The organism is Streptomyces sp. P6-2-1 (assembly GCF_050613165.1).
Taxonomy (GTDB): Bacteria; Actinomycetota; Actinomycetes; order Streptomycetales; family Streptomycetaceae; genus Streptomyces.
Genome location: NZ_CP192513.1, coordinates 770,802 through 795,124, shown reverse-complemented (window position 1 = coordinate 795,124; position 24,323 = coordinate 770,802). Strand labels below are relative to the sequence as shown.

The 24,323-nt window shown below is 71.3% G+C and carries 20 protein-coding genes; 17 read left to right on the top strand and 3 right to left on the bottom strand.

Translation table 11 applies throughout. The annotated features are described in order from the left end of the window. Positions 1–25 precede the first annotated feature (25 nt). The 6 genes from ruvB to ACQYWQ_RS03495 all read left to right on the top strand — a co-directional run bounded on the left by ruvB (position 26) and on the right by ACQYWQ_RS03495 (position 8,259). A complete protein-coding gene (gene ruvB, locus ACQYWQ_RS03520; RefSeq protein ID WP_431032399.1) occupies positions 26–1,096 on the top strand; it encodes a Holliday junction branch migration DNA helicase RuvB in 1,071 nt (356 codons plus the stop codon). 228 nt (positions 1,097–1,324) lie between these two features. Continuing rightward, positions 1,325–1,795: a preprotein translocase subunit YajC gene (yajC, locus tag ACQYWQ_RS03515; RefSeq protein WP_431032398.1), complete on the top strand. Its 471-nt coding sequence runs from the start codon at positions 1,325–1,327 to the stop codon at positions 1,793–1,795. A 215-nt stretch (positions 1,796–2,010) separates the two neighbouring features. Then, positions 2,011–3,816, top strand: coding sequence for a protein translocase subunit SecD (gene secD, locus ACQYWQ_RS03510; RefSeq protein WP_431032397.1), 1,806 nt, complete (start codon positions 2,011–2,013; stop codon positions 3,814–3,816). 1 nt (position 3,817) lies between these two features. Beyond that, complete coding sequence (gene secF, locus ACQYWQ_RS03505) at positions 3,818–4,939, top strand: protein translocase subunit SecF (protein WP_431032396.1); 1,122 nt, start codon at positions 3,818–3,820, stop codon at positions 4,937–4,939. After that, the gene (locus ACQYWQ_RS03500; protein ID WP_431032395.1) at positions 4,936–5,475 is read left to right on the top strand and encodes an adenine phosphoribosyltransferase; all 540 of its coding nucleotides are present in this window, start codon (positions 4,936–4,938) and stop codon (positions 5,473–5,475) included. The genes secF and ACQYWQ_RS03500 overlap by 4 nt, the downstream gene beginning before the upstream one ends. Before the next feature lie 321 nt (positions 5,476–5,796). Continuing rightward, positions 5,797–8,259: a RelA/SpoT family protein gene (locus ACQYWQ_RS03495; protein ID WP_431032394.1), complete on the top strand. Its 2,463-nt coding sequence runs from the start codon at positions 5,797–5,799 to the stop codon at positions 8,257–8,259. 156 nt (positions 8,260–8,415) lie between these two features. Here the strand turns inward: ACQYWQ_RS03495 and ACQYWQ_RS03490 are convergent, their stop codons facing one another. Further along, positions 8,416–9,645, bottom strand: coding sequence for a DUF349 domain-containing protein (locus ACQYWQ_RS03490; RefSeq protein ID WP_431032393.1), 1,230 nt, complete (start codon positions 9,643–9,645; stop codon positions 8,416–8,418). A gap of 154 nt (positions 9,646–9,799) precedes the next feature. Then, positions 9,800–10,648 carry a peptidylprolyl isomerase gene (locus ACQYWQ_RS03485; RefSeq protein ID WP_431032392.1) on the bottom strand — a complete coding sequence of 283 codons (849 nt, stop codon included), beginning with the start codon at positions 10,646–10,648 and terminating at the stop codon, positions 9,800–9,802. A gap of 165 nt (positions 10,649–10,813) precedes the next feature. On the opposite strand from ACQYWQ_RS03485, the gene ACQYWQ_RS03480 reads away from it, so the two are divergent. The 4 genes from ACQYWQ_RS03480 (at position 10,814) to ACQYWQ_RS03465 (ending at position 15,172) form a co-directional block, all read left to right on the top strand. Further along, the gene (locus ACQYWQ_RS03480) at positions 10,814–11,527 is read left to right on the top strand and encodes an MBL fold metallo-hydrolase (RefSeq protein ID WP_431032391.1); all 714 of its coding nucleotides are present in this window, start codon (positions 10,814–10,816) and stop codon (positions 11,525–11,527) included. A 12-nt stretch (positions 11,528–11,539) separates the two neighbouring features. Next, positions 11,540–12,802 carry a histidine--tRNA ligase gene (gene hisS / locus ACQYWQ_RS03475; RefSeq protein ID WP_431032390.1) on the top strand — a complete coding sequence of 421 codons (1,263 nt, stop codon included), beginning with the start codon at positions 11,540–11,542 and terminating at the stop codon, positions 12,800–12,802. Between the two features lie 297 nt (positions 12,803–13,099). Continuing rightward, a complete protein-coding gene (locus tag ACQYWQ_RS03470) occupies positions 13,100–13,738 on the top strand; it encodes a vitamin K epoxide reductase family protein (protein WP_431039051.1) in 639 nt (212 codons plus the stop codon). 78 nt (positions 13,739–13,816) lie between these two features. Continuing rightward, positions 13,817–15,172 carry a replication-associated recombination protein A gene (locus tag ACQYWQ_RS03465; protein WP_431032389.1) on the top strand — a complete coding sequence of 452 codons (1,356 nt, stop codon included), beginning with the start codon at positions 13,817–13,819 and terminating at the stop codon, positions 15,170–15,172. A gap of 231 nt (positions 15,173–15,403) precedes the next feature. Here the strand turns inward: ACQYWQ_RS03465 and ACQYWQ_RS03460 are convergent, their stop codons facing one another. Further along, positions 15,404–16,144 (bottom strand): hypothetical protein, encoded by a 741-nt coding sequence (locus ACQYWQ_RS03460; protein ID WP_431032388.1) that lies wholly within the window; start codon positions 16,142–16,144, stop codon positions 15,404–15,406. Positions 16,145–16,389: 245 nt separating this feature from the next. Here ACQYWQ_RS03460 and rpsD point away from each other — a divergent pair, with 245 nt between their 5' ends. The 7 genes from rpsD (at position 16,390) to ACQYWQ_RS03425 (ending at position 24,212) form a co-directional block, all read left to right on the top strand. Next, positions 16,390–17,004 (top strand): 30S ribosomal protein S4, encoded by a 615-nt coding sequence (rpsD, locus tag ACQYWQ_RS03455; protein WP_363148051.1) that lies wholly within the window; start codon positions 16,390–16,392, stop codon positions 17,002–17,004. 264 nt (positions 17,005–17,268) lie between these two features. Next, positions 17,269–17,688 carry a DUF948 domain-containing protein gene (locus tag ACQYWQ_RS03450; protein ID WP_431032387.1) on the top strand — a complete coding sequence of 140 codons (420 nt, stop codon included), beginning with the start codon at positions 17,269–17,271 and terminating at the stop codon, positions 17,686–17,688. Positions 17,689–17,731: 43 nt separating this feature from the next. Next, positions 17,732–18,109, top strand: coding sequence for a hypothetical protein (locus ACQYWQ_RS03445; RefSeq protein ID WP_431032386.1), 378 nt, complete (start codon positions 17,732–17,734; stop codon positions 18,107–18,109). Beyond that, on the top strand, positions 18,109–20,778 hold the full coding sequence (gene alaS / locus ACQYWQ_RS03440) for an alanine--tRNA ligase (RefSeq protein ID WP_431032385.1): 2,670 nt from the start codon (positions 18,109–18,111) through the stop codon (positions 20,776–20,778). Before ACQYWQ_RS03445 ends, alaS begins: the two co-directional genes overlap by 1 nt. Positions 20,779–20,783: 5 nt before the next feature. Continuing rightward, complete coding sequence (gene ruvX, locus ACQYWQ_RS03435) at positions 20,784–21,248, top strand: Holliday junction resolvase RuvX (RefSeq protein WP_431032384.1); 465 nt, start codon at positions 20,784–20,786, stop codon at positions 21,246–21,248. Positions 21,249–21,424: 176 nt separating this feature from the next. Then, complete coding sequence (gene mltG, locus ACQYWQ_RS03430) at positions 21,425–23,362, top strand: endolytic transglycosylase MltG (protein WP_431032383.1); 1,938 nt, start codon at positions 21,425–21,427, stop codon at positions 23,360–23,362. Further along, positions 23,346–24,212, top strand: a complete 867-nt coding sequence (locus tag ACQYWQ_RS03425; protein WP_431032382.1) for a shikimate dehydrogenase — start codon at positions 23,346–23,348, stop codon at positions 24,210–24,212. Before mltG ends, ACQYWQ_RS03425 begins: the two co-directional genes overlap by 17 nt. The last annotated feature ends 111 nt before the right edge of the window (positions 24,213–24,323 follow it).

Sequence of the window (24,323 nt, the reverse complement as noted above, 5' to 3'; positions counted from 1 at the left end):
ACCGACGAGAGAAACAGAGGCCACCGTGAACTGGGACGACGAGACACCGGACAGCGCCGCCGGCGCCGACCCCCGGCTCGTCGACGCCGGGGCCGACACCGAGGACACCGCCGTCGAGGCGGCGCTGCGCCCCAAGGACCTGGACGAGTTCATCGGCCAGGAGAAGGTGCGCGAACAGCTCGACCTCGTCCTCAAGGCGGCCCGCGCGCGCGGCGCCACGGCCGACCACGTCCTGCTCAGTGGTGCCCCGGGGCTCGGCAAGACGACGCTCTCCATGATCATCGCCGCCGAGATGGGCGCCCCGATCCGCATCACGTCGGGCCCCGCGATCCAGCACGCGGGCGACCTCGCCGCGATCCTCTCCTCGCTCCAGGAGGGCGAGGTCCTCTTCCTCGACGAGATCCACCGCATGTCCCGGCCCGCCGAGGAGATGCTGTACATGGCGATGGAGGACTTCCGCGTCGACGTGATCGTTGGCAAGGGCCCCGGAGCCACCGCCATCCCGCTGGAGCTGCCGCCCTTCACGCTCGTCGGCGCCACGACCAGGGCCGGGCTGCTGCCCCCGCCGCTGCGCGACCGCTTCGGCTTCACCGCGCACATGGAGTTCTACGCGCCCGCCGAGCTGGAACGTGTGATCCATCGCTCGGCGCGGCTCCTCGACGTCGCGATCGACCCCGCGGGCGCCGCCGAGATCGCCGGGCGCTCGCGCGGCACGCCCCGTATCGCCAACAGGCTGCTGCGCCGCGTACGGGACTATGCGCAGGTCAAGGCGGACGGGCACATCACCGAGGACATCGCGTCCGCGGCCCTCGGCGTGTACGAGGTCGACACGCGCGGACTCGACCGCCTCGACCGCGCCGTGCTCGAAGCGCTGCTCAAGCTCTTCTCCGGCGGCCCTGTGGGTCTTTCCACTCTCTCTGTCGCCGTCGGCGAGGAACGTGAGACGGTGGAGGAAGTGGCGGAGCCCTTCCTGGTGCGCGAGGGCCTCCTCGCCCGCACTCCGCGCGGCCGGGTCGCCACTCCAGCGGCGTGGGCCCACCTCGGGCTCGCCCCACCCCAGGGCGCACCAGGACAAGCCGGTCTCTTCCCGGCGTGAGCCGCCCGAGCCACCGGTCCCGGCCGCACGAGATCGCCGTTCGAGCCGCACGAGATCGCGGCCCGAGCCGCACGAGTGTGGCCACACAAGGAACTGCGGTGCGATGCTGAACGTTGTTCCCTCGACGGAGACTCGCCTAGACTCCGCCGATGCCGTCCCTTGTGGCCGGCGTGCCCCCCGATCCCGACAGGCCGCAGCATCGCGCGGTCGTGCTAAGGACTCCCTACCGTGCCCTCCTCTATCGTCTCCCTCCTCCCTTTCATCCTGATCATCGGGGCGATGTTCCTGATGACCCGCTCCGCAAAGCGGAAGCAGCAGGCCGCTGCCAACATGCGGAGCGAGATGCAGCCCGGCTCCGGCGTGCGCACGATCGGCGGCATGTACGCGCTGGTCAAGGAGGTCGGTGAGGACACCGTGCTCCTGGAGGTCGCCCCCGGCGTCCACGCCCGCTACGCCAAGAACGCCATCGGCTCGGTCATCAGCGACGAGGAGTGGGACCGCATCGTCAGCGACGGCGAGGACTTCGACGCCGTCGTTCCCGACGACGCCTCCTCGCTCACCGAGGGCGAGACCGCCGAGCACGAGGACGAGGACGCGCGCATCGACCTGTCCAAGGACACCACCCCCGCCGAAGCGCTCGCCGACAAGGCCGAGGAGACTGCTCCCAAGAAGGCCGACAGCGAGGCCGAGGGCAAGTAGGCGCGGACCGAGGCCGGGCCCGGCGAGCGGCCGGGCGCGGTCCCGGGGCATGCGTGGCACACGGGCCCGCGCGGACGGTGGCACCCGGACGCCCACGACCATGAAAGCCTTGCCCGGTCGTGGGCGGACGGACGCGGATTCCCCACATCACTTCAGCGCCGCCTCAGCCGGTTGTTCTCACCGTGCGGAGCGGTTGGACAGGGAGAAACGAGAAGGTGGCAGCACCTAACAAGAGCAGAGGGCGCAGCAGCAGCCAGTCCAAGCCTGGCCGCGCACTCGCTCTGATCCTGGTCGCCCTCGTGGCGCTCACGGGCGGGATGTTCCTCTCCGGGCACACGACGCCCCGCCTCGGCATCGACCTCGCGGGCGGTACGAGCATCACGCTCAAGGCCCAGAACGAGCCGGGGCAGAAGAACGCGGTCAACAAGACCAACATGGACACGGCGGTCGACATCATCAACCGCCGCGTCAACGGGCTCGGGGTCTCCGAGGCCGAGGTCCAGACCCAGGGCAGCGACCACATCGTGGTCAACATCCCGCGCGGCACCAACGAGAAGCAGGCGAGGGAGCAGGTCGGTACCACCGCCCAGCTCTACTTCCGCCCGGTCCTCCAGATCGCCGCGGGTACGCCCGCCGCCGACCCCTCGGCGAGCAGCAGCCCCTCCGCGACGTCGAGCCCCTCCGGCACGGCCAGCCCCTCGCCGGAGTCGAGCGCGGGCGCGGGCGGCTCCACCGCCTCGCCGTCGGCCTCGTCGAGCGCGAGCGGCACCACAGCCGGGTCGGGCGACACGTCCTCGCAGGGCCGCGCGGTGCCGCAGGCCCTCAAGGCCGACGCCACGCCCTCCGCGACCGCCAAGAGCGACACGGACGCCAAGGACGCCGCCGCGAGTCCCTCGCCGGACGCCTCCACCTCGCCCGACGACAAGACCACGGCTCTCTTCAGCTCCCTGGACTGCTCCGACAAGTCCGCGCGCGTGAAGGCCACCGCGGGCGTCAAGCCCACCGCGTCGATGGTCGCCTGCGGCAACGAGGGCGGTCAGTGGGCCAAGTACCTCCTCGGCCCCGCCGAGGTCGAGGGCAAGAACGTCAAGAGCGCCGACTCCGTCCTGGACCCGCAGCGCAACCAGTGGATCGTGCAGATGAAGTTCAACGGGGAGGGCAAGAAGAAGTTCTCCTCGATCACGGGCAAGCTCGCGCAGCAGCAGTCCCCGATGAACCAGTTCGCCATCGTCCTCGACGGCGACGTCGTCTCCGCGCCCAGCGTCAGCGAGCGCCTCGGCGGCAGCGCCGAGATCTCCGGCAGCTTCAGCCAGGAATCGGCGAAGGACCTCGCCAACGTCCTCTCCTACGGCGCCCTCCCGCTCACCTTCCACGAGGAGACCGTCACCACGGTGACCGCCGCCCTCGGTGGTGAGCAGCTGCGCGCCGGGCTCATCGCCGGTGCCGTCGGGCTCGCGCTCGTGATCATCTACCTGGTGGTCTACTACCGCGGTCTCGCGCTCATCGCGATCGCCTCGCTCGTGGTCTCCGGCATCCTCACGTACACGATCATGACGCTGCTCGGCCCGGGCATCGGCTTCGCGCTCAACCTCCCCGCCGTCTGCGGGGCGATCGTCGCGATCGGTATCACGGCCGACTCCTTCATCGTCTTCTTCGAACGCGTCAGGGACGAGGTGCGCGAGGGACGCAGTCTGCGCCCCGCCGTCGAGCGCGGCTGGCCGCGCGCCCGGCGCACCATCCTCGTCTCCGACTTCGTCTCCTTCCTCGCCGCCGCCGTGCTCTTCGTCGTCACGGTCGGCAAGGTGCAGGGCTTCGCCTTCACGCTGGGCCTCACCACGCTCCTGGACGTCGTCACGGTCTTCCTCTTCACGAAGCCGCTCCTGACGCTCCTGGCCCGCCGGAAGTTCTTCAGCCAGGGCCATCCCTGGTCCGGGTTCGACCCCAAGCGGCTCGGCGCCAAGCCGCCGCTGCGCCGCACCCGCACCCCCCGCGTCCACGCCGACCACCCCAAGGAGGCGTGACATGTCGCGACTCGGTACTCTCGGCGCCCGGCTCGTCCGCGGTGAAATCGGGTACGACTTCATCGGCAAGCGCAAGATCTGGTACGGCGTCTCCATCCTCATCACGATCACGGCGATCGTCGGGCTCGCGGTGCGCGGCCTGCACATGGGGATCGAGTTCGAGGGCGGCGCCGTCTTCACGACGCCGAAGACGAGCGTCTCGGCCGCGGCCACCGAGCAGGCGGCCGAGGACGCCTCCGGTCACGACGCGATCGTCCAGAAGCTGGGCAACGGCGGGATGCGCGTCCAGATCAGCGGCATCGACACCGGCAAGTCCGACGAGATCAGGACCCAGCTCGCCAAGGACCTCGACGTCAAGGCCGAGGACATCAACGCCGACCTCGTCGGTCCCTCCTGGGGTGAGCAGATCGCCAACAAGGCGTGGACGGGCCTCGGCATCTTCATGGTGCTCGTGGTCATCTACCTGGCGATCGCCTTCGAGTGGCGCATGGCGGTCGCGGCCCTCGTCGCGCTGATCCACGACATCACGATCACGGTCGGGGTCTACGCCCTCGTCGGCTTCGAGGTCACCCCGGGCACCGTGATCGGTCTGCTCACCATCCTCGGGTACTCGCTCTACGACACCGTGGTGGTCTTCGACAGCCTCAAGGAACAGTCGAAGGGCATCACGAAGCAGACGAAGTCCACCTACGCGGAAATCGCCAACCAGAGCATCAACGGCACCCTGGTGCGCTCGATCAACACCACGGTCGTCGCGCTCCTCCCGGTCGCCGGGCTGCTCTTCATCGGGGGCGGCTTCCTCGGCGCCGGCATGCTCAACGACATCTCCCTGTCGCTGTTCGTGGGCCTCGCCGCCGGTGCCTACTCCTCGATCTTCATCGCGACCCCGCTGGTCTCCGACCTCAAGAGCCGGGAGCCGCAGATGAAGGCCCTCACCAAACGGGTGCTCGCCAAGCGTGCCGCCGCCGCGCAGGGCGAAGCCCTCGGCGACGGACCGCGGGACGGGGACGGACCGCAGGGGGCCACCGCGGCCGCCGGACCGGTCGTCGCCCCCGCCCGGGGCGGCGCCCCCGCCCGCGGCCGCGACGGCCGGGGCGGACGTACGACCGGAAAGCGCCGATGACCGACAACAAGGAGCTGTTGCTCAGCCGTATCAGGGACGTCCCGGATTACCCGGAGCCGGGTGTGGTGTTCAAGGACATCACCCCGCTCCTGGCCGATCCGGCCGCCTTCACGGCCCTCACCGAGGCCCTCGCCGCCCTGTGCGCGAAGCACGGCGCGACGAAGGTCGTGGGCCTGGAGGCCCGGGGATTCATCCTCGGCGCCCCCGTCGCCGTCCGGGCCGGGCTCGGCTTCGTGCCGGTCCGCAAGGCGGGCAAACTGCCGGGCGCGACGCTCTCGCAGCAGTACGAGCTGGAGTACGGCACCGCCGAGATCGAGGTGCACGCCGAGGACCTCGGCGCCGACGACCACGTCATGGTCATCGACGACGTGCTCGCCACCGGCGGCACCGCCGAGGCGTCCCTCGGTCTCATCCGCCGGGCAGGCGCGCAGGTCGCCGGGGTCGCCGTGCTCATGGAACTGGGCTTCCTCGACGGGCGCGCGCGGCTCGCCCCCGTACTCGACGGGGCACCCCTGGAGGCACTGCTCCAGGTCTGAGCGCGGCCCACCACGCGGGCCGCAGCGACACCGGGAAGGGCCGGTCCGCCGTCACGGCGGACCGGCCCTTCGCCTCACCGCTTGACCGCGGCCCCGCCACGACCAACCATTGACACTGTGCCGCAAGCGAAATAAAGCCCTCGAAAGGGATGTTTCAGCACCAAGTGGCGCAGTGCCCCTGTGCCGCCCGCCGAATCGCCCGCAGGCGCGGCAGCGCGCCAGGCTCTCGCTACGATGGCAGCCTCCGGACCACGTCCGGGACGCACGCACACGCGCTCGCGCCCACGGGCAGGTCGCCAGGGGCCTACAGGAGGAGCGCTCTTGCCAGACGAGGCCCAGTCACTCACCACCGGCGCCCAGGACCCCGAGGCCGCGCCGAAGCCCGCCCCGCCCGCCAAGAAGCCGGCGCCGGGCGGCGCGGCGCAGGGCGCCTCCGGGCGCCCCGCCGGCGCTCAGCCGCGTCCCGCGCCGCCCGTGACGCACCGCGGCGGCTCCTCCAACCGCGTCCGCGCCCGCCTCGCACGCCTCGGTGTGCAGCGCTCCAACCCGTACAACCCGGTCCTGGAGCCCCTGCTCCGTACCGTGCGCGGCAACGACCCGAAGATCGAGACGGCGACCCTGCGCCAGATCGAGCACGCCTACCAGGTCGCCGAGCGCTGGCACCGCGGGCAGAAGCGCAAGAGCGGCGACCCGTACATCACGCACCCGCTCGCCGTCACCACGATCCTCGCCGAGCTGGGCATGGACCCCGCGACCCTCATGGCCGGGCTGCTCCACGACACCGTCGAGGACACCGAGTACGGACTCGACACGCTCCGTGAGGACTTCGGCGACACCGTCGCGCTCCTCGTCGACGGCGTCACCAAGCTCGACAAGGTCAAGTTCGGCGAGGCCGCGCAGGCCGAGACGGTCCGCAAGATGGTCGTCGCGATGGCCAAGGACCCGCGCGTCCTCGTCATCAAGCTCGCCGACCGCCTGCACAACATGCGCACGATGCGGTACCTCAAGCGCGAGAAGCAGGAGAAGAAGGCCCGCGAGACCCTGGAGATCTACGCCCCGCTCGCCCACCGCCTGGGCATGAACACCATCAAGTGGGAGCTGGAGGACCTCGCCTTCGCGATCCTCTACCCGAAGATGTACGACGAGATCGTCCGTCTCGTCGCCGAGCGCGCCCCCAAGCGCGACGAGTACCTCGCCGTCGTCACCGACGAGGTGCAGTCCGACCTGCGCGCCGCCCGTATCAAGGCGACCGTCACGGGCCGCCCGAAGCACTACTACAGCGTCTACCAGAAGATGATCGTGCGGGGTCGCGACTTCGCGGAGATCTACGACCTCGTCGGCATCCGTGTCCTGGTGGACACCGTCCGTGACTGCTATGCGGCACTCGGCACCGTGCACGCGCGATGGAACCCGGTCCCGGGCCGGTTCAAGGACTACATCGCGATGCCGAAGTTCAACATGTACCAGTCGCTGCACACGACGGTCATAGGACCCGGCGGCAAGCCCGTCGAACTCCAGATCCGCACCTTCGACATGCACCGCCGCGCCGAGTACGGCATCGCCGCGCACTGGAAGTACAAGCAGGAAGCCGTCGCGGGCGCCTCCAAGGTGCGCACCGACGTGCCGAAGAAGTCCGGCAAGGACGACGGCGCGATCAACGACATGGCGTGGCTGCGCCAGCTGCTCGACTGGCAGAAGGAGACCGAGGACCCGGGCGAGTTCCTGGAGTCGCTGCGCTTCGACCTCTCGCGCAACGAGGTCTTCGTCTTCACGCCCAAGGGCGACGTCATCGCGCTGCCCGCGGGCGCGACGCCCGTCGACTTCGCGTACGCCGTGCACACCGAGGTCGGCAACCGCACGATCGGCGCGCGGGTCAACGGCCGCCTCGTGCCCCTGGAGTCCACGCTCGACAACGGTGACGTCGTCGAGGTCTTCACCTCCAAGGCCGCGGGCGCCGGGCCCTCGCGCGACTGGCTCGGCTTCGTCAAATCCCCCCGCGCGCGCAACAAGATCCGCGGGCACTTCTCCAAGGAGCGCCGCGAGGAGGCGATCGAGCAGGGCAAGGACGCCATCGTCCGCGCGATGCGCAAGCAGAACCTGCCGATCCACCGCATCCTCACGAGCGACAGCCTCGTCACGCTCGCGCACGAGATGCGCTACGCGGACATCTCCTCGCTCTACGCGGCGATCGGCGAGGGCCACGTGCCCGCGCAGAACGTGCTCCAGAAGCTCGTGCAGTCCTACGGCGGCGAGGAGGAGACCAAGGACGACCTCGCCGAGTCCCAGCCGCCCTCGCGGGCCCGGCGCAAGCGGCGCGCCAAGTCCGACCCCGGCGTCATCGTCAAGGGCGTCGAAGACGTGTGGGTCAAGCTCGCGCGGTGCTGCACGCCGGTGCCCGGGGACCCGATCGTGGGTTTCGTGACGCGCGGCAACGGCGTCTCGGTGCACCGCAAGGACTGCGTCAACGTGGACTCGCTCTCGAAGCAGCCGGAGCGGATGCTCGACGTCGAGTGGGCGCCGACGCAGTCCTCGGTCTTCCTCGTCGCCATCCAGGTCGAGGCGCTCGACCGCTCGCGGCTGCTCTCGGACGTCACGCGGGTCCTCTCCGACCAGCACGTCAACATCCTCTCGGCGGCGGTGCAGACCTCGCGGGACCGGGTGGCGACCTCGCGGTTCACCTTCGAGATGGGGGACCCCAAGCACCTCGGGCACGTGCTCAAGGCGGTGCGGGGCGTGGAGGGCGTGTACGACGTGTACCGGGTGACCTCGGCACGGCGCCCGTAGCGGAGGCACGCGAAGGGGCCCACCGGAACATTCCGGTGGGCCCCTTCCGCGTAGCCAACGAGCCGTACGAGCCGTACGAGCGCTGTCCGCGGGCGCGCCGGCCGAAGCCGGCCCCGAGGCCGAAGCCGGCCCCGGTGTCAGCCGTGTCAGCCGGTGTCAGCCCCCGAACTCCTCCAGGCCCTTCAGCGCCTGGTCGAGCAGGGCCTGGCGGCCCTCCAGCTCACCGCGCAGCTTCGCGGCCTTCGCCGTGTTGCCCGCCGACTCCGCCTGCGCGATCTGCGCGTGCAGCTTGTCGACGGCGCCCTGGAGCTGCCCGGTGAGACCGGCGGCACGGGCGCGGGCTTCGGGGTTGGTACGGCGCCACTCGGCCTCCTCGGCCTCCTGGATCGCCCGCTCCACGGCGTGCAGGCGGCCCTCGACCTTCGGCCGCGCGTCGCGCGGCACGTGCCCGATGGCCTCCCAGCGCTCGTTGATGCCGCGGAACGCCGCCCTGACCGCCTTGAGGTCCTTGACAGGGAGCAGCTTCTCCGCCTCGTCGGCGAGCGCCTCCTTGAGCTTCAGGTTCTCGCCCTGCTCGACGTCACGCTCGGCGAACAGCTCGTTGCGCGCCGAGAAGAAGACATCCTGCGCGGCCCGGAAGCGGGTCCACAGCTCGTCCTCCGCCTCGCGCTGCGCGCGCCCCGCCGCCTTCCAGCGCGTCATCAGCTCGCGGTAGCGCGCGGCCGTCGGGCCCCACTCGGTCGAGTTCGAGAGCGACTCGGCCTCGGCGACCAGGCCCTCCTTGACCTTGCGGGCCTCCTCGCGCTGCGCGTCGAGCGCGGCGAAGTGCGCCTTGCGCCGCTTGGAGAACGCGGAACGGGCGTGCGAGAAGCGGTGCCACAGCTCGTCGTCGGACTTGCGGTCCAGACGGGGCAGCCCCTTCCAGATGTCCACGAGGGCCCGAAGACGCTCCCCCGCGACCCGCCACTGCTCGCTCTCGGCGAGCTGCTCGGCCTCGGCGACCAGCTCCTCCTTGGCCTTGCGGCTCTCCTCGCTCTGCTTGGCGCGCTCGGCCTTCCGTACCTCCTGGCGCTCCTGGACCGTCGCCAGGAGCTTCTCCAGACGCTTGTCGAGCGCGTCGAGGTCACCCACCGCGTTCGCGCCGCGCACCTGCGCGCGCAGGTGCTCCACGGCGGCCTGGGCGTCCTTCGCCGAGAGATCCGTCGTCCGCACGCGGCGCTCCAACAGCCCGATCTCGACGACGAGCCCCTCGTACTTGCGCTCGAAGTACGCGAGGGCCTCGGCGGGCGAACCGGCCTGCCAGGAACCGACCTCCCGCTCACCCTCGGCGGTCCGCACGTACACGGTCCCGGTCTCGTCGACTCGGCCCCACGGGTCGCTGCTCACAGCGCCTCCATCCACATGATGCCGGGCCCCTGGTCGGGGGCCCTCGGCATCGTCCACATTTTCGTCACGGCCAACATAGGCGACCTGTGGGGCGGCTGTCCGCATTCTTGAGCGGCGGACTTGCCCGTACACGCGGTAAAGCCGCCCCCAGAGGTCAGGACTTCGCGACGGTCGCCTTGTCGATCACCACGGTCGCGTTCGGCGCCCCGTCGCCCTGCCCGGTGTTCTCGCCCGCGTCCGCGATCTTCTTGAGCACCTTCATGCCGTCGGCGGAGATGGTGCCGAAGGGCGTGTAGTCGGGCGGGAGCTGGCTGTCCTGGTAGACGAGGAAGAACTGGCTGCCGCCGGTGTGCCGCCCCTCCTTCGTCTGCGCGTTGTACTGGTTGGCCATCGCGACCGTGCCCGCCGGGTACACGTTCCCCTTGAGCTTCTTGGACTTCAGGTTCTCGTCGGGGAGCGTGTAGCCGGGCCCGCCGGTGCCGTTGCCGGAGGGGTCGCCGCACTGGAGGACGTAGATGCCCGCCGTCGTCAGGCGGTGGCACTTCGTGTGGTCGAAGTAGCCCTTGCCCGCGAGGAAGTCGAAGGAGTTCACGGTGTGCGGCGCGTTCTTCGCGTCCAGCGCGATGTCGATGGCGCCGCACGTCGTCGCGAGCTTCATCGTGTAGTCGGCCGACGTGTCGATGCCGACCGCCGGTTCCTTCTTGTACGAGAGCTTCTTGACCGAACCGGCCGCGGGCTTGTCGCAGGGGTCGGGGGCCTTGCTCGGGCTCGCGCTCGCACTCGGCGCGGCGGCGGCATCGGTGCTCTTGTCGTCCTTCGCCTTGTCGCTGTCGAAGGCGCCGCCCGCCCAGGCGCCGCCACCGGCGACGACCAGTACCGCGAGGGTGGAGGCGATGACCACGTTGCGCCTGCGGGCGCGGCGCCGTGCCGTCTGCCGCCGCTCCTGCTGGCGCAAGAACTTCTCCCGGGCGAGCTGGCGCCGCCGCTGATCGTTGCTGACCACCGGGTGTCTCCTCGTCGTCTACTCGTCCGCAACCCTGTTCGGACGGGGGGCCGTGTGTGCCCCGTACCGTATACGGGTTGGCTGTGGAATCGGCACCGCCGGTAGTCTCGAACCCTGCCGCGCGCCCGATGCGGCCCCGCTCACCCGTGGACACAAAGGACGAACGTGCTCATTGCCGGTTTCGCCGCCGGGGCCTGGGAGACCAACTGCTACGTGGTCGCCCCCGCCGCCGGTGAGGAATGCGTGATCATCGACCCGGGCCACCAGGCCGCCGCGGGGGTCGAGGAGACGCTCGCGAAGCATCGGCTCAAGCCCGTCGCCGTCGTCCTCACCCACGGCCACATCGACCACGTCGCCTCGGTCGTCCCGGTCTGCGGGGCGCACGACGTCCCCGCCTGGGTCCACCCGGCGGACCGCTTCATGATGAGCGACCCCGAGGCGGGTATCGGCCGCTCCATCGGGATGCCGCTCCTGGGGGAGCTGACGATCGGCGAGCCCTCCGACGTCGAGGAGCTGAGCGACGGGGCCCGCCTGAGCCTCGCGGGACTCGACTTCTCCGTCGCGCACGCTCCCGGGCATACCAAGGGGTCGGTGACCTTCAGGACCCCCGAGGGGGCGGACCTGCCGTCCGTGCTCTTCTCCGGGGACCTGCTCTTCGCCGGCTCCATCGGACGCACCGACCTGCCCGGTGGCGACCCGGACGAGATCATCGCTTCGCTGGCCCGTGTGTGCCTGCCGCTCGACGACTCGACCGTGGTCCTGTCCGGACACGGTCCCCAGACGACCATCGGCCGCGAACGCGCCACCAACCCGTATCTGCGGCAGGTGGCGGCCGGCCAGGAGAACGCCCCCACGGCGCTCCCCCGACGAGGAATGTGACAGCGAACAACCGTGAGCACCTTCAAGGCACCCAAGGGCACCTACGACCTCCTGCCCCCCGAATCGGGCCGCTTCCTCGCCGTCCGCGAGGCCATCGCCGCACCGCTGCGGGACGCGGGGTACGGCTACATCGAGACGCCCGGATTCGAGGACGTCCGCCTCTTCGCCCGCGGTGTCGGTGAGTCCACCGACATCGTCAGCAAGGAGATGTACGTCTTCACGACGAAGGGCGGCGACGAGCTGGCGCTGCGCCCCGAGGGTACGGCCGCCGTGCTGCGCGCCGTCCTGGAGTCCAACCTCCACAAGGCGGGGAACCTGCCCGTCAAGGTCTGGTACTCGGGCTCGCAGTACCGCTACGAGCGCCCGCAGAAGGGCCGTTACCGTCACTTCTCGCAGGTCGGCGCCGAGGCGATCGGCGCCGAGGACCCGCTGCTCGACGCCGAGCTGATCATCCTCGCCGACCAGGCCTACCGCTCGCTCGGGCTCACGGGGCACCGCATTCTGCTCAACTCGCTCGGCGACGCCACGTGCCGCCCCGTCTACCGCGCCGCGCTCCAGGACTTCCTGCGCGCGCTCGACCTGGACGAGGAGACGCGCCGCCGCGTCGAGATCAACCCGCTGCGCGTCCTCGACGACAAGCGCGCCGAGGTCCAGGCGCAGCTCACCGGGGCCCCGCTCCTCGCCGACTACCTGTGCGACGCGTGCAAGGCGTACCACGAGGAGGTGCGCGCGCTCCTGGACGGCGCGGGCGTCGCCTACGAGGACGACCCGAAGCTCGTGCGCGGCCTCGACTACTACACCCGCACCACCTTCGAGTTCGTCCACGACGGCCTCGGCTCGCAGTCCGCCGTCGGCGGCGGCGGACGCTACGACGGGCTCTCGGAGATGCTCGGCGGTCCGGCGCTGCCCTCGGTCGGCTGGGCGCTCGGCGTGGACCGCACGGTCCTCGCCCTGGAGGCGGAGGGCGTCGTACTCGACCTCCCGCCCGTCACGAGCGTGTACGTCATCCCGCTCGGCGACGCCGCCCGTCGTGTCCTCTTCGAGAAGGTCACCGAGCTGCGCAGGGCCGGGATCGCGACCGATCTCTCCTTCGGCGGCCGCGGTCTCAAGGGCGCGATGAAGAGCGCGAACCGCTCGGGCGCGCGCCTCGCGCTCATCGCGGGCGAGCGCGACCTCGCCGAGGGCGGCGTCCAGCTCAAGGACCTGGAGTCGGGAGAGCAGCACGCGGTGCCGCTCGCGCAGGCGGTCGCGGAGATCCGGCGGCTGCTGGGCTGAGACAGCGCGCGGGGGCGGTACGGGTACGGGGGCGCCCCGTCCCCGTACCGCCCCCGCCTCGTCCCCGTACCGGCCCGTGCCGCCGCCCTGCCTCGCCCCGTGCGCACGTCAACGTGCCGCCCCTGAAACCACTCGCCCGAGTGGATTGCCTCACGTGCGGCGTGGGCGAACTCGGGCCGTCCGCCGGGACAGTGGCGCTTCTCGTACCCCATGAAGCCCTCCCGTTCAAAGGCGGGTGGGGCACAATGCAGGAGCCCCTGCAAACCGAGTGACGGAAACGGCGTGATGAGCGACACGATGGAAGTCAGCGACGAGGTCGACCACGAGCACGACCCCCGGCACCCCGAGGGCCCGGTCTCCCGGCTCGGCGCCTCGCGTGCCTTCGCCGTCATGCTGGTGCTCACCGGAGCGGCGGGCCTGCTCGCCGCCTGGGTCATCACGCTCGACAAGTTCAAGCTCCTGGAGGACCCGAGCTTCACCCCCGGGTGCAGCCTCAACCCGGTCGTCTCCTGCGGCAGCGTCATGAAGAGCGACCAGGCGGCTGCCTTCGGCTTCCCGAACCCGATGCTCGGGCTCGCCACCTACGCCGTGGTGATCTGCGTCGGCATGACCCTGCTCGCCGGGGCCCGGATGCCGCGCTGGTACTGGCTGACCTTCAACTTCGGCACGCTCTTCGGCGTCGGCTTCGTCACCTGGCTCCAGTACCAGTCGCTGTACAACATCAACGCCCTGTGCCTGTGGTGCTGCCTCGCCTGGGTCGCGACGATCATCATGTTCTGGTACGTCACCGCGCACAACGTGCGCAACGGCTACCTCCCGGCGCCTCGCTGGGCGCGCGGCTTCTTCGGCGAGTTCCCCTGGGTGCTGCCGGTCCTGCACCTCGGGATCATCGGCCTCCTCATCCTGCTGCGCTGGTGGGACTTCTGGACCAGCTGAGCCGGGACCGTACGGCCTGGTGAGGACGGCACCGAGCGCGCCCGAGGCGTTGTCGGTGCCGTCCTTTAGGCTTTCGGCGTGGAACCCGACTTGTTCACCGCGGCCGCCGAAGAGCGCCAGGAGAAGGACCCGAGCAACAGCCCCCTCGCCGTCCGGATGCGCCCGCGCACCCTCGACGAGGTGGTCGGCCAGCAGCACCTGCTCGGGGCCGGCTCCCCGCTGCGGCGGCTCGTGGGGGAAGCGAACGGCGGCCCGGCCGGGGCCTCGTCGGTGATCCTGTGGGGCCCACCAGGCACCGGCAAGACGACGCTCGCCTACGTGGTGAGCAAGGCGACCAACGCCCGCTTCGTGGAGCTGTCCGCGATCACCGCCGGGGTCAAGGAGGTCCGCACCGTCATCGACGGGGCCCGCAGGGCGAGCGGCGGCTACGGCAAGGACACGGTCCTCTTCCTCGACGAGATCCACCGCTTCAGCAAGGCCCAGCAGGACTCCCTGCTGCCCGCCGTCGAGAACCGCTGGGTCACCCTCATCGCGGCGACCACCGAGAACCCGTACTTCTCCGTGATCTCGCCGCTCCTGTCCCGCTCCCTGCTCCTGACGCTCGAACCGCTCACGGACGAGGACATCCGCGCCCTGCTGCACCGCGCGCTCACCGATGAGCGGGGGCTCAAGGGAGCGGTGACGCTGCCCGAGGACGCCGAGGAACACCTGCTGCGGGTCGCGGGGGGAGACGCGCGCCGCGCGCTGACCGCCCTGGAGGCGGGCGCCGGTGCCGCGCTCGCCAAGAAGGAACCCGCGATCACCCTCCAGACCCTGGAGGAGACGGTCAACAAGGCGGCGCTGAAGTACGACCGCGACGGTGACCAGCACTACGACGTGGCGAGCGCCCTCATCAAGTCCATCCGCGGCTCGGACGTGGACGCGGCCCTGCACTACCTGGCGCGGATGATCGAGGCAGGCGAGGACCCGCGCTTCATCGCGCGGCGCCTCATGATCTCCGCGAGCGAGGACATCGGCCTCGCCGACCCCACCGCGCTCCAGACCGCCGTCGCCGCCGCGCAGGCCGTCGCGATGATCGGCTTCCCGGAGGCCGCGCTCACCCTCAGCCACGCGACCATCGCCCTCGCGCTCGCGCCGAAGTCCAACGCCGCGACGCTCGCGATCGGCGCCGCGCTCGAAGACGTCCGCAAGGGCCTCGCCGGCCCCGTCCCGCCGCACCTGCGCGACGGCCACTACAAGGGCGCCAAGAAGCTCGGCCACGCACAGGGGTACGTGTACCCGCACGACGTCCCCGGCGCGATCGCCTCGCAGCAGTACGCCCCTGACGCGCTCAAGGACCGGCAGTACTACACGCCGACGCGGTACGGGGCCGAGGCACGGTACGCGGACGTCGTGGAGATGGTGCGCGAGCGCCTGCGGGGGACGCGGGAGTAGCGGTGCGGGTGCGCTTGGCGGCGGGCGCGCTTGACGGCGGGTGGCCGGGCGGTGGCCGGCCGGACGGTGTGCGCCGGTGGACGGCCTCGCGCCTCGGCGCGTACGAGCGGCCCGGGTGCTTCGCGGGGGAGCGGGTCCGCCGCCCTTCGCGCACCACCCCGCCCGTCCCCCCTCGGACGGTGGCCCCTCCCCTGGGGCCGCGGGTCCGTCCGTACGGGCTCCTGGGGCGGCTCAGTCCTCGGCCGTGTCGAAGTCTTCGGCGGCGTCGAAGAGCGCGGCCATCGCGCGCCGGAGACCGTGCACGTCGCCGACCGGCTCGGGGAAGTCGAAGCGCGCGTCGAAGCAGCGCACCCCGGTGAAACGGACGCGCAGCCCGAAGCGGTCGAGCGCGAGCGGCACCACGGCCGCGCAGCGCGCCTCGGCCCGCTCCCCGATCAGCCCGCGCAGCTGCCGCACCTGCGGGGAGTGGGCCGCGTGCAGGTGCTGGAGGAGTTCGGCCTCGTACTCGCGCAGCGGGTCGGGCGCGGCGGCGGCGAAGTCCTCGATGTCGACGCGGGCCACGTCCCACAGGTCGTCGACGCGGATCTCGTACGGCTCCAGGCGCAGCGTGACCCAGGCGGGACCCCCGGGCCCCGCCGGGCCCGCGACCGCGTGGGCCTCGGGCGCGTCGTCGGGCAGCCGCGTGAGCCAGCCGGAGACCCAGGCCCGGCCGCGTACCCGGTGCGGTACCGAGACGGGAGCGACGTCGGTCAGCTCCAGGACGACGGGGAGTTCGTCCCCGCGGGCGCGCGAGGCGGCCCGTACGACGGGGGTCGCGGCCGCGTAGACGAGGTGGATGTCGCCCTCGGGCGTCACGGTGCGCAGTTCGGGCACGAGCGGGAGCGAGCCGGCGGTCTCGGGGCCCGGCAGGAGCAGCACCGCGGAGCATGTACCCTGTACGAGAGTTCGTGTGCGCTCGGCTGCTGACGGCATCCGGGTGGATTCAAGCCCCCTTTCCCCTTGGGAGTCTCCCTCAAGACTCCCGTCGTGGGCGTCCTGGCCGCCGTGGCTGTCAGGGCGGGGACGCGGCTGACCACGATCTGATCGGACCTCCGTCGATGCGTCGCCTTTCCGAGCGCGACGGGCGTTCGTGATGCGCGTGGTGTTCCCAGGGCGAGACATGCGATCTCCTTGAGTAAGGTGAGCCTAACCTAACCTATTTCGGAGGTCTGGAGAACGTGCCTAACCAGTCGCGTCCCAAGGTCAAGAAGTCCCGTGCGCTCGGTATCGCGCTGACGCCGAAGGCCGTCAAGTACTTCGAGGCCCGTCCCTACCCGCCGGGTGAGCACGGCCGTGGCCGCAAGCAGAACAGCGACTACAAGGTCCGTCTGCTGGAGAAGCAGCGTCTGCGCGCGCAGTACGACATCTCCGAGCGCCAGATGGCCCGCGCCTACGACCGCGCCCGCAAGGCCGAGGGCAAGACCGGTGAGGCCCTGGTCATCGAGCTGGAGCGTCGCCTCGACGCCCTGGTCCTGCGTTCGGGTATCGCCCGCACCATCTACCAGGCCCGCCAGATGGTCGTCCACGGCCACATCGAGGTCAACGGCCAGAAGGTCGACAAGCCGTCCTTCCGTGTCCGTCCCGACGACGTCGTGATGGTGCGCGAGCGCAGCCGCTCGAAGCACCCCTTCCAGGTCGCCCGTGAGGGTGGCTACGACACGGACGGCGAGACCCCGCGCTACCTCCAGGTCAACCTGAAGGCCCTCGCCTTCCGCCTGGACCGTGACCCGAACCGCAAGGAAATCCCGGTCATCTGCGACGAGCAGCTCGTCGTCGAGTACTACGCCCGCTGACGACCCCCCGAGGTCGCCGCGCGCCGCGCAGCACTCCGGCCCGCTTCCCCGCCGTGTCCGCACGGCCGGGGGAGCGGGCCGCTCGCGTTCGCGCGCGAGCCGTCCGCGTGCGGGCCGTCCGTGCGCGGGCCGTTCGTCTGCGGGCGCGGGCGGATTCGTACGGGTACCGCCGGGCCGCGCGGACGGGAGCGACCCCGCGTCGCGATAGGCTCGGTGCCACGACTGTGCCGGTCGCGACGAACGAGCAGAAGGAGCGGTGCCGCAGTGTCCGGAGGAGAGGTGGCAGGGCTGCTTGTGGCCGTGTTCTGGGCGATTCTCGTCTCCTTCCTCGCGGTCGCGCTCGCGCGGCTCGCGCAGACGCTCAGGGCCACGACGAAGATGGTCGCCGAAGTCACCGAGCAGGCCGTGCCCTTGCTCACGGACGCGTCGGCGACCGTGCGCTCCGCGCAGACCCAGCTCGACCGGGTCGACGCGATCGCCTCCGACGTCCAGGAAGTCACATCGAACGCCTCCGCGCTCTCGACGACCGTCGCGTCGACCTTCGGCGGCCCCCTCGTCAAGGTCGCCGCCTTCGGCTACGGAGTGCGCCGCGCCCTCGGCCGTCGCGCCGAACCGCCGCCGCCGCGCACCGTCGTCGGCCGCACCGTCAAGGGCAAGCGCCGCTCCCGGCGCAAGGGCGTCTGACGCCGGCCCGTCCCGTACCACCACCGGAAGGACCGCTGCCGCGATGTTCCGCCGTACGTTCTGGTTCACCGCCGGAGCGGCCGCGGGGGTCTGGGCCACCTCCAAGGCGCACGCCAAGCTCCGCAAACTGGCCCCCGAGTCGCTCGCGGCCCAGGCCGCGGACCGCGCCGTCGAAGCGGGCGGCCGACTCCGCGCCTTCGCCGCCGACGTGCGCGACGGCATGGCCGTGCGCGAGGCCGAACTCGACGAGGCACTCGGCCTCACGAGCGAACCGCCGGCCCTTGCCGCCCCGCGCCGCCCGGCACTTGAGGCCGGGGACGGCCGCCGGACGCCACGCGTCATCGAGGGCCGCGTCGAGCCCGCGCGGCCGCAGCATCCCGTACACCCCACCACCCCGAACAACCGGAATGAGGACCACTGATGGAGTCGGCTGAAATCCGCCGCCGCTGGCTGCGCTTCTTCGAGGAGCGCGGGCACAAGGTCGTGCCGTCGGCGTCGCTGATCGCGGACGACCCCACGCTGCTGCTCGTCCCCGCGGGCATGGTCCCTTTCAAGCCCTACTTCCTCGGCGAGGTCAAGCCGCCCGCGCCGCGCGCCACGAGCGTGCAGAAGTGCGTGCGCACCCCCGACATCGAGGAGGTCGGCAAGACCACCCGGCACGGGACCTTCTTCCAGATGTGCGGGAACTTCTCCTTCGGCGACTACTTCAAGGAAGGGGCCATCAAGTACGCGTGGGAGCTGCTGACCTCCTCCGTCGCCGACGGCGGCTTCGGCCTGGACGCCGAGCGCCTGTGGATCACCGTCTACCAGGACGACGACGAGGCCGAGCAGATCTGGCGCGACGTCGTCGGCGTCCCCGCCGAGCGCATCCAGCGCCTGGGCAAGGCCGACAACTTCTGGTCGATGGGCGTCCCGGGACCCTGCGGACCCTGCTCCGAGATCAACTACGACCGCGGCCCCGAGTTCGGGGTCGAGGGCGGCCCGGCCGTCAACGACGAGCGGTACGTGGAGATCTGGAACCTGGTCTTCATGCAGTTCGAGCGCGGGGCCGGGCGCGGCAAGGACGACTTCGAGATCCTCGGCGACCTCCCGAGCCAGAACATCGACACCGGCCTCGGCCTCGAACGCCTCGCGATGATCCTCCAGGGCGTCCGCAACATGTACGAGACGGACACCCTGCGCGTCGTCATCGACAAGGCCACCGAGCTGACCGGAGTCGCCTACGGCGCGGCCGACGCGAGCGACGTCTCGCTGCGCGTCGTCTCCGACCACATGCGCACCTCCGTCATGCTCATCGGCGACGGCGTGACCCCCGGCAACGAGGGCCGCGGCTACGTGCTGCGCCGCATCATGCGCCGCGCCATCCGCAACATGCGCCTGCTCGGTGCCACCGGGCCCGTCGTGCGGGACCTCGTGGACGTCGTCATCGAGACGATGGGCCAGCAGTACCCGGAGCTGATCACCGACCGCAAGCGCATCGAGACCGTCGCGCTCGCCGAGGAGGCCGCCTTCCTCAAGACCCTCAAGGCCGGCACCAACATCCTCGACACCGCCGTCACCGAGACCCGCGCGACCGGCTCCACCGTGCTCCCCGGCGACAAGGCGTTCCTCCTCCACGACACGTGGGGCTTCCCGATCGACCTCACCCTGGAGATGGCCGCCGAACAGGGCCTGTCCGTGGACGAGGACGGCTTCCGGCGACTCATGAAGGAGCAGCGCGAGCGGGCCAAGGCCGACTCGCAGGCGAAGAAGACCGGCCACGCAGACCTGCACGCCTACCGCGAGATCGCCGACACCGCGGGCGCCACCGACTTCACCGGCTACGTCCAGCTGGAGGGCGAGGCCCGCATCGTCGGGCTGCTCGTCGACGGCGTGCCCGCGCCCGCGGCGAGCGAGGGCGACGAGGTCGAGGTCGTGCTCGACCGCACCCCCTTCTACGCCGAGGGCGGCGGCCAGATCGGCGACACCGGGCGCATCCGGCTCGACAACGGCGCGGTCATCGAGATCCGCGACGTGCAGAAGCCCGTTCCCGGCGTGCACGTCCACAAGGGCCGCGTCCAGGTCGGTGAGGTCACCGTCGACGCCCCCGTGTGGGCCGCGATCGACCAGGGCCGCCGCCGCGCCATCGCGCGCGCCCACTCCGCGACCCACCTGACCCACCAGGCGCTGCGCGACGCGCTCGGCCCGACCGCCGCGCAGGCCGGTTCGGAGAACCAGCCGGGCCGCTTCCGCTTCGACTTCGGCTCCCCGGCGGCCGTCCCGGCCGCCGTCATGACCGATGTCGAGCAGCGCATCAACGAGGTCCTCGCGCACGAGATGGACGTCCAGGCCGAGGTCATGTCCCTCGACGAGGCGAAGAAGCAGGGCGCCATCGCCGAGTTCGGCGAGAAGTACGGCGAGCGGGTCCGCGTCGTGACGATCGGCGACTTCTCCAAGGAGCTGTGCGGCGGCACGCACGTGCACAACACCGCGCAGCTCGGCCTCGTGAAGCTGCTCGGCGAGTCCTCCATCGGCTCGGGCGTGCGCCGTATCGAAGCGCTCGTCGGCGTCGACGCGTACAACTTCCTCGCCCGTGAGCACACGGTCGTCTCGCAGCTCCAGGAGCTGGTCAAGGGCCGTCCCGAGGAGCTGCCCGAGAAGATCGCGGGCATGCTCGGCAAGCTCAAGGACGCCGAGAAGGAGATCGAGAAGTTCCGCGCGGAGAAGGTGCTCCAGGCGGCGGCGGGGCTCGCCTCGGGCGCCAAGGACGTGCACGGGACCGCGCTCGTGACCGGGCAGGTCCCCGACGGCACGACCGCCGACGACCTGCGCAAGCTCGTGCTCGACGTGCGCGGGCGCATCCCGGGCGACCGCCCGGCCGTCGTCGCGCTCTTCGCCGTCACGGGCGGACGCCCCGTCACCGTCGTCGCGACCAACGAGGCGGCGCGCGAGCGCGGTTTCAAGGCCGGTGACCTGGTCCGCACCGCCGCCAAGACCCTCGGCGGCGGGGGCGGCGGCAAGCCGGACGTGGCGCAGGGCGGCGGGCAGAACCCGCAGGCCGTGGCCGAGGCCGTGGCCGCCGTCGAGCGGCTCGTCGCCGAGACGGCCTGACGCCGATGCGCCGAGGACGCCGCCTCGCCATCGACGTCGGGGACGCCCGGATCGGGGTCGCCTCCTGCGACCCCGACGGGATTCTCGCGACCCCGGTCGAGACCGTGCCTGGCCGGGACGTACCCGCCGCGCAGCGCAGGCTCAAGGCGCTCGTGGACGAGTACGAGCCGATCGAGCTGGTCGTCGGGCTGCCGCGCTCGCTGCGCGGGGGCGAGGGACCGGCCGCCAAGAAGGTGCGCGGCTTCGCGGGCGGGCTGGCCCGGCTGGTCGCGCCCGTTCCGGTGAGATTGGTCGATGAGCGGATGACCACGGTGACCGCAGGTCAGGGCCTGCGGGCCTCCGGCGTGAACAGCAAAAAGGGCAGGTCGGTCATTGACCAGGCAGCAGCGGTCATCATCCTTCAGACCGCGCTCGAATCCGAACAGCGCACCGGGCTGCCCCCGGGGGAAGACGTCGTGGCCACGGACTGATGGCGGTACGGTAACGTTCCCGCGGTGCGCCCGCATTCGAACAGCGGACGCACAGCGGGGACGGAGACCGTGAAGACGCCACCGGGCGACCGCCGGGACTCCGTTCCGCGGCCGCCCGGTTCCGTGTCTCGGGACCCTGGACGCGGCGTCACTGTCGGACAGGCCCTAGGGGACCGATGACTGAGTATGGGCGTGGCCAGGGCCCGGAGCCCTGGCACCCGGAGGACCCCTTGTACGGGGACCAGGGCTGGGGGCAGGAGCAGACCCCCTACGGCCCCGATGGGCAGCAGTATCCCCCGCAGCCCACTCCGCCCCAGCCTCAGCAGCAGTACGACTCCTGGGGGCGGCCGATCCCGCAGGCCCCTCCACAGGGCTACGCGCAGCAGTATCCGCAGCAGGACTACGGGCAGCAAGGGCCGCAAGGGCAGCCGCAGGGCCGGCAGGGCTACGAACAGCAGGCGTACGGGCAGCAGCAGGGCTACGAGCAGCAGGGTTACGAGCAGCAGGGCTACGAGCAGCAGCAGTACGGCCAGCAGCCCGGCTACCCGCAGCCCCCCCAGCCCCAGGGCTACGAGCAGCAGGGCTACCCGCAGCAGCAGGGACCGCAGTCCTACGGCAACGGCTGGGACACGGGACAGCAGCAGGTGCCCTACGGGGCCGACCCGCACGACCCCTACGGCGCGGTGCGCCAGCCCGGCTACCCCCAGGCCCAGGACCCGTACGCGACCCCCGATGCCTACCCCCCGCCGCAGCCGCCGGGCGGCCGCGAGGCCCAGGCACCGCCGATGCGGGCACCCCAAGCGGCCCAGGCCGGGGCGCCGCAGGCGCAGGCCCCCGCTCCCGCGCCCGAGCGCGGGGAGTGGGACCCCGACCCGGACGAGCCCGAGCACCCCTTCTTCGCGAGCGACGGTGACGCGGGCCGCGCCACCGGGCGCCGCACCAAGGGCCGGGACGACGACCGCGACGACCTCGCCGACGAGGACGACGAGGACGACGAAGGGGACGGGCGCGCGGGGCGGCGCGGCGGCGAGAAACCCAAGAAGCGCCGGGGCGGCTGCGCCTGCCTCGTGGTCGCCGTCGTGCTGCTCGGCGGGGGCGGCGGGGCCGTCTACTGGGGGTACGGGCTCTACCAGGACCGCTTCGGGCCGCCGCCGGACTACGCGGGCGAAGGCGCGGGCACCGTCGTGGTCGAGATCCCCGACGGGTCGAGCGGTATCGCGATGGGCAACCTGCTCAAGGACAAGGGCGTCGTCAAGAGTGTCGAGGCGTTCACCGCCGCGCAGAAGGCGAACGACAAGGGCACGACGCTCCAGTCCGGCTTCTACACGCTCCACAAGGGCATGTCGGGCAAAAGCGCCGTGGAACTCATGCTCGACCCGAAGAGCCGTAAAACCCTCGTCATTCCCGAGGGATACCGCAATGCCTGGATCTACGCCCAGATCGACGGCCGCCTCGGCCTCAAGAAGGGCACCACCGCCGACGTCGCCAAGAGCGACTGGAAAAAACTCGGGCTGCCGAAGTGGGCCAATGACGACAAGGACATAAAGGACCCGCTGGAGGGATTCCTCTATCCCTCGACGTATTCCGTCAGCAAGGGCCAGAAGCCCGCGGCCGTGCTCAAGAAGATGGTCGCGCAGGCCACGAAGCAGTACGAGAAGATCGATGTGGTCGGGCAGGCCAAGAAGCTCAAGCTCGACAGTCCGCTCGACCTCGTCACGGTCGCCAGCATGGTGAACGCCGAGGGCAAGACCCACGACGACTTCCGCAAGATGGCAGAGGTCATCTACAACCGGATCAAGCCGGGCAACACCGAGACGAATGGCCTGATCCAGTTCGATTCGACGTACAACTACCTCACGGGGCGCAGCAACATCAAGATTTCCACCAAGGAGATCCTGAGCGACCACGACCCGTACAACACGTACACGAACAAGGGCCTGCCGCCCGGGCCGATCGGAAACCCCGGGGAAGAGGCGTTCGCCGCCGCGCTCAACCCGACGAAGGACGGCTGGATGTACTTCGTCGCCGTCGACGGCGAGAAGGACACCCAGTTCGCCAAGAACCGCACCGATTTCGAGAGACTGAAGGCCAAGTTCGATGCCTCCACAGGCTGACGAGGGCGCGGAGCCCGGTACGGAAGCGGCCCCCCGCCGCGCCGCCGTCCTCGGCTCGCCCGTCGCCCACTCGCTCTCCCCGCAGCTCCACACCGCCGCCTACCGGGCGCTCGGCCTGAGCGGCTGGACGTACGAGCGGATCGAGACCGACGAGGCGGCGCTGCCCGGCTTCCTCGACGCGCTCGGGCCCGAGTGGGCCGGGCTCTCGCTCACCATGCCGCTCAAACGGGCCGTGCTGCCGCTGCTCGACAGGATCAGCGACACCGCGGCCTCGGTCGACGCCGTCAACACGGTCGTCTTCGAGCCCGACGGCAGCCGCAGCGGCGACAACACCGACATCCCCGGGCTCCTCGCCGCCCTCGCCGAGCGCGGCCTCACGCGCGTCCCCACCGCCGCGATCCTCGGCGCGGGTGCCACCGCCTCCTCCGCGCTCGCCGCGCTCTCGCGCGTCTGCGACGGCGAGGTCGTCGCGTACGTCCGCGGCGCGGGGCGCGCCACCGAGATGCGCGCCCTGGGGGAACGGCTCGGCGTCGACGTCCGTACCGAGTCCTGGGACGAGGCGGTCAAGGGACTGCACGCGCCACTCGTCATCGCGACGACCCCCGCGGGCAGCACGGACGCCCTCGCCGAGGCGGTGCCCGAGGCCCCCGGCACGCTCTTCGACGTCCTGTACGAGCCCTGGCCGACACCGCTCGCCGCGCGCTGGTCGGCGCGGGGCGGCCAGGTGCTCGGAGGACTCGACCTCCTCATCCACCAGGCGGTGCTCCAGGTCGAGCGGATGACGGGCCACCGTCCCGCGCCGCTCGCGGCGATGCGGGCCGCGGGGGAGGCGGCGCTGGCGGCACGGTGAGGGGCCCGCGGCCCGCCACGCCCCGGTCCGCTCCGTGGACCCGCTCCGATCCGCGTCCCGCTTCGTGGGAGGATCGGAGGCGGCCGGCCTGGGCCGCGCACCCGGTCGCGC

Coding starts and splice junctions, on each gene's coding strand:
- ACQYWQ_RS03470 (WP_431039051.1), top strand. CDS start 13,100: ATGGAAGTCAGCGACGAGGTCGACCACGAGCACGACCCCCGGCACCCC.
- ACQYWQ_RS03500 (WP_431032395.1), top strand. CDS start 4,936: ATGACCGACAACAAGGAGCTGTTGCTCAGCCGTATCAGGGACGTCCCG.
- mltG (WP_431032383.1), top strand. CDS start 21,425: ATGACTGAGTATGGGCGTGGCCAGGGCCCGGAGCCCTGGCACCCGGAG.
- alaS (WP_431032385.1), top strand. CDS start 18,109: ATGGAGTCGGCTGAAATCCGCCGCCGCTGGCTGCGCTTCTTCGAGGAG.
- ACQYWQ_RS03445 (WP_431032386.1), top strand. CDS start 17,732: ATGTTCCGCCGTACGTTCTGGTTCACCGCCGGAGCGGCCGCGGGGGTC.
- secF (WP_431032396.1), top strand. CDS start 3,818: ATGTCGCGACTCGGTACTCTCGGCGCCCGGCTCGTCCGCGGTGAAATC.
- ACQYWQ_RS03425 (WP_431032382.1), top strand. CDS start 23,346: ATGCCTCCACAGGCTGACGAGGGCGCGGAGCCCGGTACGGAAGCGGCC.
- ACQYWQ_RS03460 (WP_431032388.1), bottom strand. CDS start 16,144: ATGCCGTCAGCAGCCGAGCGCACACGAACTCTCGTACAGGGTACATGC.
- ruvX (WP_431032384.1), top strand. CDS start 20,784: ATGCGCCGAGGACGCCGCCTCGCCATCGACGTCGGGGACGCCCGGATC.